The organism is Arthrobacter sp. MYb23 (genome assembly GCF_002979775.1).
GTDB lineage: Bacteria > Actinomycetota > Actinomycetes > Actinomycetales > Micrococcaceae > Arthrobacter.
Genome location: NZ_PCPR01000031.1, coordinates 14,293 through 28,352, shown reverse-complemented (window position 1 = coordinate 28,352; position 14,060 = coordinate 14,293). Strand labels below are relative to the sequence as shown.

At 60.8% G+C, this 14,060-nt stretch carries 12 protein-coding genes and 2 pseudogenes; 11 read left to right on the top strand and 3 right to left on the bottom strand.

Translation table 11 applies throughout. The features are described 5' to 3' along the window. Positions 1-10 precede the first annotated feature (10 nt). Positions 11-1,276 carry a CapA family protein gene (locus CQ020_RS21780; protein WP_105693959.1) on the top strand — a complete coding sequence of 422 codons (1,266 nt, stop codon included), beginning with the start codon at positions 11-13 and terminating at the stop codon, positions 1,274-1,276. 3 nt (positions 1,277-1,279) lie between these two features. Here CQ020_RS21780 and CQ020_RS21775 read toward each other — a convergent pair whose 3' ends face one another. Together CQ020_RS21775 and CQ020_RS21770 are read right to left on the bottom strand one after the other, a co-directional pair. After that, on the bottom strand, positions 1,280-2,056 hold the full coding sequence (locus CQ020_RS21775) for a type 1 glutamine amidotransferase (RefSeq protein ID WP_105693958.1): 777 nt from the start codon (positions 2,054-2,056) through the stop codon (positions 1,280-1,282). Beyond that, positions 2,053-3,384 (bottom strand): Mur ligase family protein, encoded by a 1,332-nt coding sequence (locus tag CQ020_RS21770; protein ID WP_105693957.1) that lies wholly within the window; start codon positions 3,382-3,384, stop codon positions 2,053-2,055. The genes CQ020_RS21775 and CQ020_RS21770 overlap by 4 nt, the downstream gene beginning before the upstream one ends. A 102-nt stretch (positions 3,385-3,486) precedes the next feature. Here CQ020_RS21770 and pdxT point away from each other — a divergent pair, with 102 nt between their 5' ends. The 10 genes and pseudogenes from pdxT to CQ020_RS21725 all read left to right on the top strand — a co-directional run bounded on the left by pdxT (position 3,487) and on the right by CQ020_RS21725 (position 13,366). Further along, entirely contained in the window at positions 3,487-4,188 is a 702-nt protein-coding gene (gene pdxT / locus CQ020_RS21765) for a pyridoxal 5'-phosphate synthase glutaminase subunit PdxT (RefSeq protein WP_105693956.1), read from the top strand. 3 nt (positions 4,189-4,191) lie between these two features. Then, a complete protein-coding gene (locus CQ020_RS21760) occupies positions 4,192-4,947 on the top strand; it encodes a YebC/PmpR family DNA-binding transcriptional regulator (protein WP_024816854.1) in 756 nt (251 codons plus the stop codon). A 66-nt stretch (positions 4,948-5,013) separates the two neighbouring features. Beyond that, the gene (ruvC, locus tag CQ020_RS21755) at positions 5,014-5,592 is read left to right on the top strand and encodes a crossover junction endodeoxyribonuclease RuvC (protein WP_105693955.1); all 579 of its coding nucleotides are present in this window, start codon (positions 5,014-5,016) and stop codon (positions 5,590-5,592) included. Between the two features lie 114 nt (positions 5,593-5,706). After that, positions 5,707-6,351 carry a Holliday junction branch migration protein RuvA gene (ruvA, locus tag CQ020_RS21750; protein WP_024816852.1) on the top strand — a complete coding sequence of 215 codons (645 nt, stop codon included), beginning with the start codon at positions 5,707-5,709 and terminating at the stop codon, positions 6,349-6,351. Beyond that, on the top strand, positions 6,344-7,420 hold the full coding sequence (ruvB, locus tag CQ020_RS21745) for a Holliday junction branch migration DNA helicase RuvB (protein WP_105693954.1): 1,077 nt from the start codon (positions 6,344-6,346) through the stop codon (positions 7,418-7,420). Before ruvA ends, ruvB begins: the two co-directional genes overlap by 8 nt. A 143-nt stretch (positions 7,421-7,563) precedes the next feature. After that, positions 7,564-7,947: a preprotein translocase subunit YajC gene (gene yajC, locus CQ020_RS21740; RefSeq protein WP_024816850.1), complete on the top strand. Its 384-nt coding sequence runs from the start codon at positions 7,564-7,566 to the stop codon at positions 7,945-7,947. A gap of 114 nt (positions 7,948-8,061) precedes the next feature. Further along, a complete protein-coding gene (gene secD, locus CQ020_RS21735; RefSeq protein ID WP_105693953.1) occupies positions 8,062-9,813 on the top strand; it encodes a protein translocase subunit SecD in 1,752 nt (583 codons plus the stop codon). Continuing rightward, positions 9,813-10,724: pseudogene (gene secF / locus CQ020_RS21730) on the top strand (protein translocase subunit SecF); the annotation flags it as partial. The gene secD and the pseudogene secF, both read left to right, overlap by 1 nt. Continuing rightward, positions 10,702-10,755 (top strand): annotated as a pseudogene (locus CQ020_RS24840) (hypothetical protein); the annotation flags it as partial. The pseudogenes secF and CQ020_RS24840, both read left to right, overlap by 23 nt. 217 nt (positions 10,756-10,972) lie before the next feature. Next, positions 10,973-13,366: a bifunctional (p)ppGpp synthetase/guanosine-3',5'-bis(diphosphate) 3'-pyrophosphohydrolase gene (locus CQ020_RS21725; protein WP_105693951.1), complete on the top strand. Its 2,394-nt coding sequence runs from the start codon at positions 10,973-10,975 to the stop codon at positions 13,364-13,366. On the opposite strand, the gene CQ020_RS21720 is transcribed toward CQ020_RS21725, so the two are convergent. Beyond that, positions 13,363-13,971, bottom strand: a complete 609-nt coding sequence (locus CQ020_RS21720; RefSeq protein WP_105693950.1) for a hypothetical protein — start codon at positions 13,969-13,971, stop codon at positions 13,363-13,365. The two genes, CQ020_RS21725 and CQ020_RS21720, sit on opposite strands and share 4 nt — an antisense overlap. Positions 13,972-14,060: the final 89 nt, after the last annotated feature.

Genomic DNA, 14,060 nt, shown 5'->3' with positions numbered 1-14,060 from the left:
CCGCCATAGGATGAAAGTCATGGGCAAAATCACATTCTCCGTGGGACGGTTCCGTACTCGCAAGGCGGCACTCGTGCTGAGCGGCATGGCTTTGGCTGTGTCATTGGCTTCCTGCGGTGTGATCGCAGAAAACGATGACGCGAACCGCAGCAGCGCTACGTCTGCGCCTACGGCCGAGACACCCAGCCCAACGCGGACTCCAGCGCCGAACCCCACCCCAGGCGCGGGGCCCGCTTGCCCGGAGCTACGCTGCACCTCCATCACGGTGACAGGCGACATGTTGGTTCATACCCAGCTCTGGCAACAAGCAAGAGCAGACGCTGCGGCGGCGGGTCAGCCTGGCTACACCTTCGTGCCGCTCCTCGAGGGGCAGCGCCGTTACATCCGCAACAGCGACCTCGCCATCTGCCACCAGGAAACGCCGGTTGCTGCTCCGGAAGGGCCGTTCTCCGCCTACCCGTCGTTCAACGTGCCTCCGCAAATCATCACAGCCTCCAAGGACGTCGGTTACAAGGCCTGCACGACGGCCAGCAACCACACCATTGACCGTGGGACCGACGGCTTGCTGAGGACACTGGATGCCTTGGACGCGGCGGGCCTGAAGCACACGGGTTCCTACCGGACGGAGGCGGCGTCCAAGGAGATACTCATGCTCCAGACGGACGCTGCCAAGGTGGCCGTCATCATTGGAACGTATGGCCACAATGGTCAGATTCCGGAATACCCTTGGCTGGTCGACGAACTTGACCCAGCGGCCATGATCGCGAAGGCAAAACAGGCTAAAGCGCTTGGGGCTGACATCATCCTGGGTGTCATGCACGCCGGTGACGAATACGCCAGCGAAGCCAACGCCCAGCAGCAGGAAGTTGCGCACGCGTTGGTGGACAGTGGGCAGTTCACCATGATCTATGGCCACCACACACACTCGGTGTTGCCCATCGAGAACTATAAGGGCACATGGATTGTGTATGGGCTCGGCAACGGTGTCACTGAATTGTCGCCGTGGTATGTCCTGAATAACGAGGGACTGCTGGTGAGGGCGCAGTTCAGCCAAAACACGTCCGGTGTGTGGACTGCATCGGACCTCGCCTGGGCTCCGTCAGTGATCGTTCGGGATCCCTACCGGTGGTGCTCTGTGGCCAGCGACGCACCACAGGGAGTCTGCGCCACCCCGGCGGCCGATGCTGAGACCCATCAGCGAACCAAGGCAGTGGTTGAGTCCATGGGCGCCGCAGCTGCAGGTGCTCATGAACTCTTGATTACCAAGGAAAAGTAGCGCCTAGCGCGGCCGGCGTGCGGCGTGTTCGCGCGCAAGGCTGGCATAACCGTCGTCGGGCGTTCCCGGCACGAAACTGCCGAACTTGCGTTCGGCAGCCGTGCGGATCAGGAAATCCGCAATGGCAGGGTTCTTCGGCAGCAAGGAACCGTGCAGGTAGCTCGCTACAACGTTGTTGTAGCGGGCGCCCTCGTGCCCGTCTTTACTGTTGTTGCCCGCGCCTTTGGTCACCGTGCCCAGTGGCTCGACGCCGGGACCCAACGTGGTCTGACCACTGTGGTTCTCGTAGCCAAGGATGTCGCCAAACTCGGCAGACTTCATGGTCACGTTGCCGATGAGTCGCTCGTCAGTTCCGTGGGTTTCGACGTCAAGGATGCCGATGCCGGGAATGACGGGGCCTGTGCTGGTCTTGAAGAACTTCCCGAAAAGCTGGTAGAGCCCACAAATCACCAGCATGGGGGCGCCGCCGTCCGCCAGCTGCTTTAACGTGGCAGCGCGCGCTTGGAGGTCGTTCTGTATGACCAGCTGGCCGCTGTCCTGCCCGCCTCCACCCACAATGATGTCCACGTCGTCCGGGAATTCGTCACCCACGTTGTACTCGAGCAACTCCGGGGTGTAGCCATGCCACTTGATCCGTTGCTTGAGGACCAGGGCGTTGCCCCAGTCGCCGTAGATGTTCATTTCGCGCGGGTAGAGCTGGAGAACGCGGAGTGTTCCCTTGCTGGGCTGTGCGTCCGGCAGGGTTTGGGTGTCCGGCGTGGGCTGTGCTTCCGAGGTCATGAGACCACCTCAACTATGGTGATTTTGGCCAGCTCGCGGCGAATGGCAAGCATGGATGTGTAGGTGCAGAAGACCCGCTTGGGCTTGCCTCGCGAGCCGTCAATGAAAGCACGCAGTGCTGCGGTGATGTCCGGTTCGACCACTCCGAAGTGCACGTCGTCGTATTGAAGTCGGAGCGCCATGTCGTAGGCGCGCACGCCGGTAAGAACCTCCACGCCGCCTTCGCGCAGGGAATCGAACTCGACGTCCCACAGCCAGGACATGTCCCTGCCGTCGGCGTAGTTGTCGTTGATGGCGATCATGGTGGCGTACCCGCCGGCGGGGAAGGACTTCAGCCCGAGTCGGAAGCCGCTGGGGTTCTTCACGAGCACCAGTTCCAGGGGCTGTCCGTCCACAGTGAGGCTTTCACCGCGGCCGAAGGCGGGTGCAACTTCTCCCAAAGCCTTCACGAGTTTGGGCGTGTCAACGGGCCCGGTTCCCAGTACGGACCGCGCCAGGGACAAAGCCGCCGCCGCGTTGAAGATGTTGTAGACGCCGCGCAATTTCATCGATGTGGTGACGGTTTCGCCGTCGAACTCAAAGTCAGCGTCCTGGGCACCTACCCGGCGGAGCACGACGTCGGCAGGTGCCAGGTCCACATCGTCACCGGTCTCAGCGGCAACAGAGGTGCCGGACGGGGATGGGCCGATGCCCGTAGTGCGCATTTCGTCATCGTTGGGGAACGTGCTGCGCAAAGATTCGTCGAGGCCGAAGTACCTGACTTCGGGGTGGTGAACGGCGTCGAGGGTGTTGAGCGCGTTGGCGATCCGGGCGACGCGGGGGTCTTCCCGGTTGAGGACAACGGTATCGGTCGTCTTGGACGCGATGTGCTCCAGCAGCCGCGCGGTCTTGTCGATTTCACCGAACCGGTCCAATTGGTCGCGCAGGACATTCAACAGGAGGCTGAAGCGGGGCTCCACTTTGTTGACGAAGTGCACGGCGTGGGCTTCGTCCAGTTCCAGAATGGCAATGTCTGCGTCGAGCCGTCCGCGCCAGTCCACATCGCCCAGGAGCGAAGCGGCGACACCTCGGGTGAAGTTGCTGCCGCTGCGGTTGGTGAAGACTTTCAGGCCTTGGCTTTCAAGGAGTTCCACCACCATCTTGGTGGTGGTGGTCTTGCCGTTGGTGCCGCTGACCACGGCTACACCGAGGGGGAGCGAGGCCAGCGTTCGCTGCATGAAGCCGGGATCGATTTTCTCGACCACCAAGCCAGGAAAAGCTGAGCCTCCGCCCCGGAGCCGGGACAGTGTGCGGACCAGCTTGCCGAGGGGAACGCTGAAGGAAAGCATGCTCTGTAATATATCCCAGTCAGGGCATGGAACCCTGACTGGTGGACGCTCCCGGTAACTGCGGGCAGCGTTACCGGGGCCCGTGCCTACTATGATGGTCGAATGACCAACCCCCTTTCCGACGCTTCGTCACGCGTGGGTTCAGGACTCCGGATCGGTGTGCTGGCTCTCCAAGGCGACTTCCGCGAGCATATCCACGCTGTAGAGGCCGCCGGCGCCACCGGCGTGGGTATCCGCCGCCCGTCAGAGCTTGACGACCTTGACGGCCTGATCATCCCCGGCGGCGAATCCACCACTATTGACAAGCTGTCCCGCATCTTTGAAGTCCGTGACCCCCTTCAAAAGCGGATCGCGGAAGGCCTTCCGGTCTACGGCTCCTGTGCCGGCATGATCCTGTTGGCCAATGAAATTGCAGACCCGGCGATGGACCTGGACGGAAATCCCCAGCAGACTTTTGGTGGGCTGGATATCACGGTCCGCAGAAATGCTTTTGGACGGCAACGGGAGTCCTTTGAAACCGACCTCGATTTCAAAGGCCTTGATTTCAGCGCAGGGGAGTCCGGTGTGGATCCCGTTCACGCGGTATTTATCCGCGGGCCCTGGGTGGAGCGTGTGGGGCCGGGTGTGGAAGTCCTTGCCCAGGTTGACCCCGGCCATGCCAGCCACACGGCCACTTTGCACGGAGTGGCTAGAATTGTTGCAGTGCGTTCCGGCCAGTTGCTGGCTACCTCCTTCCATCCGGAAGTGACGGGAGAGAAACGCGTGCATGAACTCTTTATTCGAATGATCAGAGGAGAAGCGTAAAGCATGTCAGGCCACTCCAAATGGGCGACCACCAAGCACAAGAAAGCCATCATTGACGGCAGGCGTGCAAAGTCGTTCGCGAAACTGATCAAGAACATCGAAGTTGCTGCCCGCATGGGTGGCCCTGACCTCGCCGGCAACCCGGGCCTTGAACTTGCTGTTACGAAGGCCAAGAAAACTTCGGTTCCCAATGACAACATCGACCGCGCCATCAAGCGTGGGGCCGGGCTCACCGGTGAAGTGGTGGACTACACCGAAATTATGTATGAGGCCCGTGGTCCGCAGGGTTCGGCGTTGTTGATTGAGTGTCTGACGGACAACAAGAACCGCGCAGCTTCCGAGGTGCGCCTGGCAATTTCACGCAACGGCGGCACCATTGCCGATCCCGGTTCCGTGAGCTACCTCTTCGCCCGCAAGGGTGTTGTTGTCTTGCCCAAGAACGGCCTCAGCGAAGACGACATCCTGATGGCGGTCCTGGAGGCCGGAGCCGAGGAAGTCAAGGACAGCGGTGAGAACTGGGAAATCCACTCCGAGCCCTCTGACCTTCAGGCCATTCGCGACGCCCTGAAGGAAGCGGACATCGAGTACGACACCGACGAAGCCGAATTTGTTCCGTCCATGCAGGTGGACCTGGATGTTGATGGCGCCAAGAAATTCATGAAGCTCGTGGACGCCCTGGAAGATCTGGACGATGTCCAGAACGTCTACAGCAATGCGGACCTCAGCGAAGAAGTTCAGGCTGCTCTCGACGCCGAATAATCGGCTAAGGCGCATCGCGTCGTTTTTTCACCCAGCAGGTTTACAGCCACCAGGAAAGGCCCGGACTTGACTCTTCGCGTATTGGGAGTCGATCCGGGCCTCACCCGTTGCGGCATAGGTGTTGTGGACATAGAGCGGAACCGCAGGGCCACCATGGTGGCTGTTGGGGTGGTAGGCACCTCTGCCGAGCTGACGCTGGATAAGAGGCTTCTGGTCATAGCTCAAGCAATTGATGAATGGCTGGACCTGCACAAGCCGGACGTCGTCGCCGTCGAACGTGTTTTCTCGCAAATGAATGTCAGCACGGTGATGGGTGTTGCCCAGGCGTCCGGGGTGGTGATCGTGGCGGCCGCGCGTCGTGGGATCCCCGTCGCGATGCACACGCCTTCGGAAGTCAAGGCGGCAGTCACCGGCAGCGGCACTGCCAACAAGGATGCCGTGACAAAGTTGGTGACCAAGATTTTGCGCCTGGATGCTCCGCCGAAGCCGGCTGACGCTGCGGACGCCCTTGCACTGGCCCTCACCCACGCGTGGCGCGCAGGCAGTGGAATGGGCTCAGCCAGCGGTGCGAACGGCAAGGGCGGTCTCACTCCCGCCCAGAAAGCCTGGGCTGACGCCGAAGCAAAAGCGCGCCGCAAACGGTGATTGTGAGCTCCCCTTGCTAGGGTATTCGTAGATATGTTCGGATAGTCCGCTTCGGCCGCGATATTGACAGCAGTATTACAGCACCGGAGCAGGCAGTATTTCAGGAGCCGGGTCTTGATCAGTTTTCTCCGTGGAACCGTAGCCCACGTTGGTTTGTCCACCGCTGTAATCGACCTCAACGGTGCGGGAATGAGTGTCTTCGCCACACCGCAGACCTTGAGCCACCTCAAAACGGGGACTGAAGCCAAGCTCTTCACTTCCATGATTGTTCGCGAGGATTCCCTCACGCTGTTCGGTTTCGCTGACGACGACGAACGTGAAGTCTTCGACGTCCTGCTCAGCGTCAGCGGGGTAGGGCCGCGTTTGGCCCTGGCCGTCCTGGCCGTCCATGAACCGGAGGCCATCCGGGTGGCGGCGCACACCGGCGACAGCAAAACGTTCACCAAGGTCCCGGGTATCGGCCCCAAGGTGGCAGGCCGGATTGTCCTTGAGCTGGCTGGAAAATTGGTTCCCCACGGAACCGGTACCGGTGCTGCTCCGGCAGCAGCCCCCAACGCCGAATGGAAGCCCCAGGTAGTCGCGGCCATGACCAGCCTGGGATGGTCCGAGAAGGACGCCAACGGCAGCATCGACAAAGCCATGGCTGATTCTCCGGAACTCGTTGACGCAGGAAACGTGGCCCAAATTCTCCGGGCTACGCTGCGTTGGTTGGGCCAGGATGGGGCACGCGCAGGCAACCGTGTAGGCAGCCGTGGCTGAGCAATCTCTCGTCAGCGGGGGAGAGGAACCGGAAGAGCGGGTCATTGAGGCCGCGCTCCGTCCCAAGAACCTGCACGATTTCGTGGGACAGCATCGGGTCCGCAAGCAACTCGCCTTGGTACTCGAGGCCTCCAAAATGCGTGGTCGCAGCGCAGATCACGTGCTGATGTCAGGGCCTCCAGGACTAGGCAAGACAACCCTCGCCATGATCATCGCAGCGGAGATGAACGCTCCGCTGCGTATCAGCAGCGGTCCGGCCATCCAGCACGCGGGAGATCTCGCCGCCATCCTTTCCTCCCTCTCAGAGGGCGAGGTCCTTTTCCTCGACGAAATACACCGCATGTCCAGGCCAGCGGAAGAAATGCTGTACATGGCCATGGAGGACTTCCGCGTGGACATCGTGGTGGGTAAGGGTGCAGGTGCAACCGCCATTCCTTTGGAACTGCCGCCTTTCACGCTGGTGGGCGCCACTACCCGGGCGGGTCTTCTCCCGGGGCCGTTGAGGGACAGGTTCGGCTTCACGGGGCACCTGGAGTTCTATTCAGTCGCAGAACTCGAACTTGTCCTTCGGCGTTCCGCGGGACTTCTGGACCTGAAGGTGAACTCCGCGGGCTTCACGGAGATAGCCGGCCGGTCAAGAGGAACGCCGCGTATTGCCAACAGGCTCCTGCGCCGTGTCCGTGACTGGGCGCTGGTGCATGGCATAGAGCAGATCGATGCCCGCGCCGCCTCAGCGGCTCTTGATATGTACGAAGTTGACGAGCGCGGCTTGGACAGGCTCGATCGGTCCGTCCTTGAAGCCCTGATTACCAAATTCAATGGTGGGCCTGTGGGCTTGTCCACTTTGGCTATCGCCGTGGGCGAGGAACCCGAAACGGTGGAGACCGTTGCTGAGCCCTTCCTGGTCCGCGAGGGACTTTTGGGACGCACGCCGCGTGGCCGGATCGCGATGGCATCCGCGTGGACCCACCTTGGCTATGCCGTCCCGGCTGGAGTCTTCGGTCAGGAGACCTTGGCCCTGTTTGGTGAGGATGAAAACCACGCCGAAAGCGTGGATACCGTCGGCTAACACCCTCTGTTCAGCTTTTCCCACTAGACTGGTATGACGCTCGGCACGTTCGAGTCCTTGGTCCATGCCCGCTTTGCGGATCTGCCCGGGACGTTGCCGTGAACCAAAACGTAAGTACAGAACGGAACTTCCCTGTGGATCCAATGACCATATTGCTGTTCGTCATGCTTGGACTCTTTGTCTTCATGATGTTCCGCCGCAACAAGAAGACCCAGCAGCAGCAGGCTGAAATGCAGTCCAAGTTCGCGCCGGGCGTCGACGTCATGACCAGCTTCGGTCTCTTTGGCCGCATCGTGTCCATCGACGAAGCCGAGAACAAAGTGGTGATCGAACTCTCCCCGGGTAACCAGGCCACGGTTCACCGTCAGGCTGTTACCAAGGTAGTGGAGACGACCCCCGAGGAAGCGCCGGTTGTTCCTGACGACGCTTCGTCCTTGACTGCCGCGCAGACCGAAGCTCCTGCCGCCGTCGAGACACCGGAAGAAACCATCGCGCGCCTCAATAAAGAGGACAAGAAGGACAACTAGCACCGTCAGTCGCGGCGACACCGCGCAAGGCAACTTCTACGGCAGCGGAGAGCCGCCGGCAGACGCTTACCAGCGCCCGCCGGCGGCTGTCCGGCGATAACAGGAAGATCGATAATGGCACGGACCGGCCCCAAAAACTCAGCCCGCAGGGTGCTGACCTGGCTTGGAGCAATTTTCGTTGTATTAACCGCTGTCCTGGCTGGTGGAGTAGTGACTGGCAATGCCAGTTGGGCTCCCAAGCTTGCTCTGGACCTTGAGGGCGGAACCCAGATGATCCTGGCACCCCGGGTGGAGGGTTCCAGCGAGATCAATGAGGAGCAACTCAACCAGGCAGTTGCCATCATCCGGCAGCGTGTGGATGGCTCCGGTGTTGCCGAAGCCGAAATCAGCACTCAGTCGGGCCGGAACGTTGTGGTCAGTCTTCCGGGAACACCCTCCAAGGAGACCCGCGACCTCATTCAGGCCTCTGCCGACATGAACTTCCGCCCGGTCATCACCTATGGCGACCCGGCAGCTGTTCCGGCCGAACAGCGCACCCCCGAGGACCAGCTTCCCAAGCCCACCGCGGAGCCCGCCAATGCCAGCGACATCAACTGGGTCACTGCGGACATCGTCAAGGAATTTGAAGCCCTCGACTGTGTAAATCCGTCCCCGGAAAAGCGTGATCGTTCGGATCCGGCCAAGCCGCTGGTAACCTGCGAGGCGGCCACGGATAAGACTCCGGCCATCAAGTACATCCTCGGGCCCGTTGAGGTCAAAGGCCAGGACATCAGTGATTCCACCTTTACCCAGGTCCAGGGTGCCCAAGGCTCCGTGACTAATAGCTGGGGCGTGAACATTGTCTTCAACTCGGATGCAACAGCGAAGTTCAAGGCAGTAACCGAACGCCTCAATCAGTTCTATGCTGCGGCGCAGGCCCAGGGCACCGATGATCCCAAGTCCCAGTTCGCGATTGTCCTGGACGACAAAGTGCTGTCCGCACCTCGCGCCCTGGCTGTGATCACCGACGGAAAGCCTCAGATTACGGGTAACTTCACCCAAGCGTCTGCGAAGGCCCTCTCTGATCAGCTCCGCTACGGCGCGCTGCCCATCAGCTTTGAGATCCAGTCACAAGAGCAGATTTCCGCCACGCTCGGTGGCGACCAACTTCGCCTTGGGCTGCTGGCAGGCATGATCGGCCTGTTCCTCGTTGTGGTCTACTCCCTGTTCCAATACCGTGCCCTGGGCCTGGTGACCATCGCATCCCTCGTGGTTGCGGGTGTGCTGACCTATTTGGCCATCGCCATCCTCGGGTGGACGGAAAACTACCGTCTTTCCTTGGCCGGTGTGGCAGGTCTCATCGTGGCCATTGGCCAGACTGCGGACTCGTTCATTGTCTACTTCGAACGCATCAGGGATGAACTGCGCGAGGGACGTGGATTGGTGTCCGCTGTGGAGAACGGCTGGAAGCGGGCCAAGCGCACAGTGCTGGCCTCCAAGGCCGTCAACCTCCTGGCGGCATTGGTCCTCTACTTCGTAGCTGTTGGTAACGTTCGCGGTTTCGCCTTCACCCTTGGCCTGACCGCCCTGGCCGACCTCCTGGTGGTGTTCATGTTTACGCACCCCATGCTCCAGGTGCTGGCGCGCACCAAGTTCTTCGGCGAAGGACACCGTTTCTCAGGGCTTTCCCCTGACCGCCTCGGAGCAGTTCCGCTTTACCGCGGGGCCGGCCGGCTTCGCACACCTGCCGAAAAGCCGGCAGTGGTCCGCGCACGCAACACCGGTGCGGCTGCTGAAGCCGAACGTCGCATGACCATCGCCGAGAGGCGCCTTGCCGGGAAGGGCCAACTTACTGGTCCTTCGAACGGCACCAAGGAGGAGAAGTAATGACCACGAGCTTCGCAACCTTCGGCCATGAGCTCTACACGGGCAAGCGTTCGTACAACTTCGTAAAATCGAAGAAGATCTGGTTCATCATTGCTGCTGTCGCCGTGGCGCTCTCCATTCTGGTTCCTGTCGCCAAGGGCGGGTTCAACCTGGGAATCGAGTTCCGTGGCGGTTCGGAATTCACTGTTTCAAACGTGAGCACCACTGATGCAGCCCTCGGCGAAAAGGCCGTCCATGACGTGGTGCCTGGAGCCATTCCGCGTGTTGCCAACGTGGCAGGCAACACCATGCGCATTCAAACGGACCAGTTGACCGATGACGAGACGAACCGGATCAAGGATGGACTCACCAGCGCCTACGGGGTGACGGAGAATGAGGTGACGTCCAACTTCGTGGGACCAACCTGGGGCCAGGACGTCACGCGTCAAGCCCTTATTGGCCTGGTGGTCTTTGTTGGGTTGGCAGCTGTCCTGATGGCGCTGTACTTCCGAACCTGGAAAATGTCGTTGTCAGCACTTGTCGGCATGCTCGTCACCATGTTCACCACGGCGGGTGTCTACGCCCTGAGCGATTTTGAAGTGACGCCGTCGGCAATCATCGGCTTCCTGACCGTCCTCAGCTACTCGTTGTATGACACGGTGGTGGTCTTCGACAAGATCCGTGAAAACACCGCGGACATCTCCACATCCACTCGCCGCACGTTCGGCGAAGAGGTCAACCTTGCTGTCAACCAAACCCTGGTCCGGTCCATCAACACCATGATGGTAGCCATCCTCCCGGTTGCTGCAATCCTCTTCATTGGTGCCGGGCTCCTGGGCGCCGGCACCCTGCGCGATCTTTCCCTGGCACTCTTCGTGGGCATCCTCATCGGCACGGCTGCCACGATTTTCATCGCGGCACCGCTGTACGCCTGGTTGCGCCAGAGTGAGCCTGACCTGGTGAAGCAAGCCAAGAAGGTTGCTCACCGCAGGAATGAAGTCACTGTCGAGGGCTGAACTTCCCCTGAACAGCTCTTTTGATTGACTTGAGCCGGCCTCCGCACCAGTGCGGAGGCCGGCTCTTGACTTGCCCGTGTCATCGTCATGTGCTGCCCGGTTGCAGAAGCATTCACCTGCGGGAATAGACTGGGAGAATTAAATCGGTTGTGAGGGGTACTTCTGTGGAAGAACGTGCGACGTCGGCACCACCGGCGGGCGGGGATGACAGCCCCAAGGCTGTTGCAGTTCCGGCAACGAGTGTGCCCGGACGGACTGCAGCTGCGGTTCCGGTCGATGCTCCCGGCGTGCGTCCCACCTTCCCAGGGCGGAGGGAACGCACGCGTTCCCGGCTTGCCCGCCTGACGGGCCGGGGCATTGCTCCTTACTCGCCCATTTTGGAACCACTGCTGCGCACGGTCCGGGCAAATAATCCCAAAGAGGATTTCGATCTGATCCAACGCGCCTTCGCGGTGGCAGAGCAGAGCCACCAGGGACAAAAGCGCAAGAGCGGTGATCCCTACATCACCCATCCGGTGGCAGTGGCCACCATCCTGGCCGAACTTGGCATGACAGGGACAACCCTGGCCGCTGCCTTGCTGCACGACACCGTGGAGGACACTCCCTACACCCTGGCTGACCTGACGAGGGATTTCGGCCCTGAAGTTGCCATGTTGGTGGACGGTGTCACCAAGTTGGACAAAGTCAGTTTCGGTGAGGCTGCCCAGTCGGAAACCGTTCGTAAGATGGTCGTGGCGATGGCCAAGGACATCCGTGTCCTGATGATCAAGCTGGCGGACAGGCTCCACAATGCGCGGACCTGGCGGTTCGTTTCCGCGGAGTCCTCATCACGCAAGGCCCGTGAAACCCTGGAAATCTTCGCACCCCTGGCGCATCGCCTGGGGATGAACACCATCAAGTGGGAACTTGAAGACCTCTCCTTCGCAGCGCTGTACCCCAAGGTGTACGAGGAAATCGTGCGAATGGTGGGGGACCGTACGCCAGAGCGCGAAAAAAGCCTCAGCGTCATCCGCAACCAGATCGCGGATGATCTTCGGACGGCCAGGATCAAGGCGACCATCACTGGCCGGCCCAAGCACTACTACTCGATTTATCAGAAGATGATCGTCCGCGACAAGGACTTCGACGACATCAACGACCTCATGGGCGTGCGGGTCCTAGTGGATTCGGTACGTGATTGTTATGCCGCGCTGGGGACTCTGCATTCACGGTGGAACCCGCTTCCTGGCCGGTTCAAGGATTACATCGCCATGCCCAAGTTCAACATGTACCAGTCCCTGCATACCACCGTGATTGGCCCAGGCGGCAAGCCCGTGGAGATTCAGATCCGCACCCACGAGATGCACCGTCGTGCAGAATACGGTGTGGCAGCCCACTGGAAGTACAAAGACCAGCCCAACCGGACCGCACAAGGTCCCGGCAGCCCGCGTGACGGCGACATGGGTTGGCTGCGGTCGCTGGTTGACTGGCAACAGGAGACCTCGGATCCCGGAGAATTCCTGGATTCACTTCGCTACGAAATCAACGCCCGGGAAGTCTTTGTCTTCACCCCCAAGGGCGAGGTCATGGCCCTTCCGGCCGGGTCAACGCCTGTGGACTTCGCATATGCCGTGCACACGGAGGTGGGCCACCGAACCATTGGTGCCCGCGTCAACGGGAAGTTGGTTCCGCTCAACAGTGAACTCAACCACGGCGACTGGGTTGAGATCTTCACCTCCAAGGCAGAAGGTGCGGGGCCCAGCCAGGACTGGCAGCACTTCGTCAAATCTGCCCGTGCACGCAATAAGATTCGCCAGTGGTTCACCAAGGAACGCCGCGAAGAAGCCATTGAGCGTGGCAAGGACATGCTCACCAGGGCCATGCGCAAGCAGAACCTGCCCCTGCAGCGCCTGATGACGCACGACGCCCTGTCTGCCGTAGCAGAGGACTTCCACTACGTTGACATCTCCGGGCTGTATGCCGGTGTTGGTGACGGGCACACGTCAGCTCAATCCGTCATGGAGAAGCTCGTTGAGCACCTGGGCGGTCATGAGACGCCCGACGAAGACCTGGATGAAGTCAGTATCCCCACCCAGGTTGCGAAGTCGAAGTTCTCTGACTCCGGTGTCATTGTGCGGGGCGTGGGCGATGTCTGGGTCAAGCTGGCCCGGTGTTGCACCCCGGTGCCGCCGGATCCCATTCTTGGCTTTGTGACCCGCGGTTCAGGAGTTTCCGTTCACCGGACGGACTGCACCAACGTCTCGGGTCTTCGCGACCAGCCGGACAGAATTGTTGAAGTTGAGTGGGCCCCTACTCAGTCCAGCGTGTTCCTGGTGGAGATCCAGGTGGAAGCCTTGGACCGGAAGTCTCTTCTCTCCGACGTGACCCGTATCTTGTCTGAGAACCACGTCAATATCCTCGCAGCCTCTGTTCATACTTCCAGTGACAGGGTGGCGATCTCGAAATTTGCCTTCGAGATGGGTGATCCCAAGTATCTGCACCACGTTTTGAACGCGGTCCGACGGATCGACGGTGTTTTCGACGTCTACCGGACGACTGGAAACCGCCGGCGCAGCTAGCGAGGGTCTGCAGGGGCAAGCTGGGCCAAGGTTGCCAAGGCACGTCTCTTGTGGGGAACCCGTGGGGTGGCCTCGACGGCGAGAATGAGGAGCCGGAGCTTGATGCCAAGTTCTTCCCGTGCCAGCAGGCGCTTCAACGCAGGCAACGCGCGATCTGTTTCGACGTGGAGGGCGATGTCCGCGGCGGTACGAAGTGGACTGCTGACAAGCATTCCGCCCAGGCTCACCACGTCCATTTGACCTAGCCGGACTTCGTGCAGGCTGCATGCCGTGCTTCCCCGCAGGCTGGAGATGCGGTGTTTCGCATCAACCAGAAGTGACAAGTGCTCGGGTGGTTTGGCGCAACCGTAGATCCACGCTGCCGTGAGCCGCCCGGCCACCACCTTTGTCCGTATCCGTTCAGGGACTGTCAGGGCCGCTGCACGGGCTCTGAGGCGGTGGGTGACTGCCACACCAGGGGAGGCATAACTCTTCCCGTACAGGGGCAGCAGGATGCCATCAAATGCCATTCCCTGCAGTTCGTTCCACGAAAAGATGCGGCTGGGGGAGTAGAGCTCGGAGATGACCGGCTCCTGCAAGAGCGGGGCGGTGACAGCGGGGACCATTCGTCGATCATTCCGTGTGACCGCCCTACGAGTACAGGCTCCGTCCGGTTTATGTGGATAACCCGGACGGAGCCTGCAGGAAGTGCTTT

Coding starts and splice junctions, on each gene's coding strand:
- CQ020_RS21780 (WP_105693959.1), top strand. CDS start 11: ATGAAAGTCATGGGCAAAATCACATTCTCCGTGGGACGGTTCCGTACT.
- CQ020_RS21775 (WP_105693958.1), bottom strand. CDS start 2,056: ATGACCTCGGAAGCACAGCCCACGCCGGACACCCAAACCCTGCCGGAC.
- CQ020_RS21770 (WP_105693957.1), bottom strand. CDS start 3,384: ATGCTTTCCTTCAGCGTTCCCCTCGGCAAGCTGGTCCGCACACTGTCC.
- pdxT (WP_105693956.1), top strand. CDS start 3,487: ATGACCAACCCCCTTTCCGACGCTTCGTCACGCGTGGGTTCAGGACTC.
- CQ020_RS21760 (WP_024816854.1), top strand. CDS start 4,192: ATGTCAGGCCACTCCAAATGGGCGACCACCAAGCACAAGAAAGCCATC.
- yajC (WP_024816850.1), top strand. CDS start 7,564: ATGACCATATTGCTGTTCGTCATGCTTGGACTCTTTGTCTTCATGATG.
- secD (WP_105693953.1), top strand. CDS start 8,062: ATGGCACGGACCGGCCCCAAAAACTCAGCCCGCAGGGTGCTGACCTGG.
- CQ020_RS21720 (WP_105693950.1), bottom strand. CDS start 13,971: ATGGTCCCCGCTGTCACCGCCCCGCTCTTGCAGGAGCCGGTCATCTCC.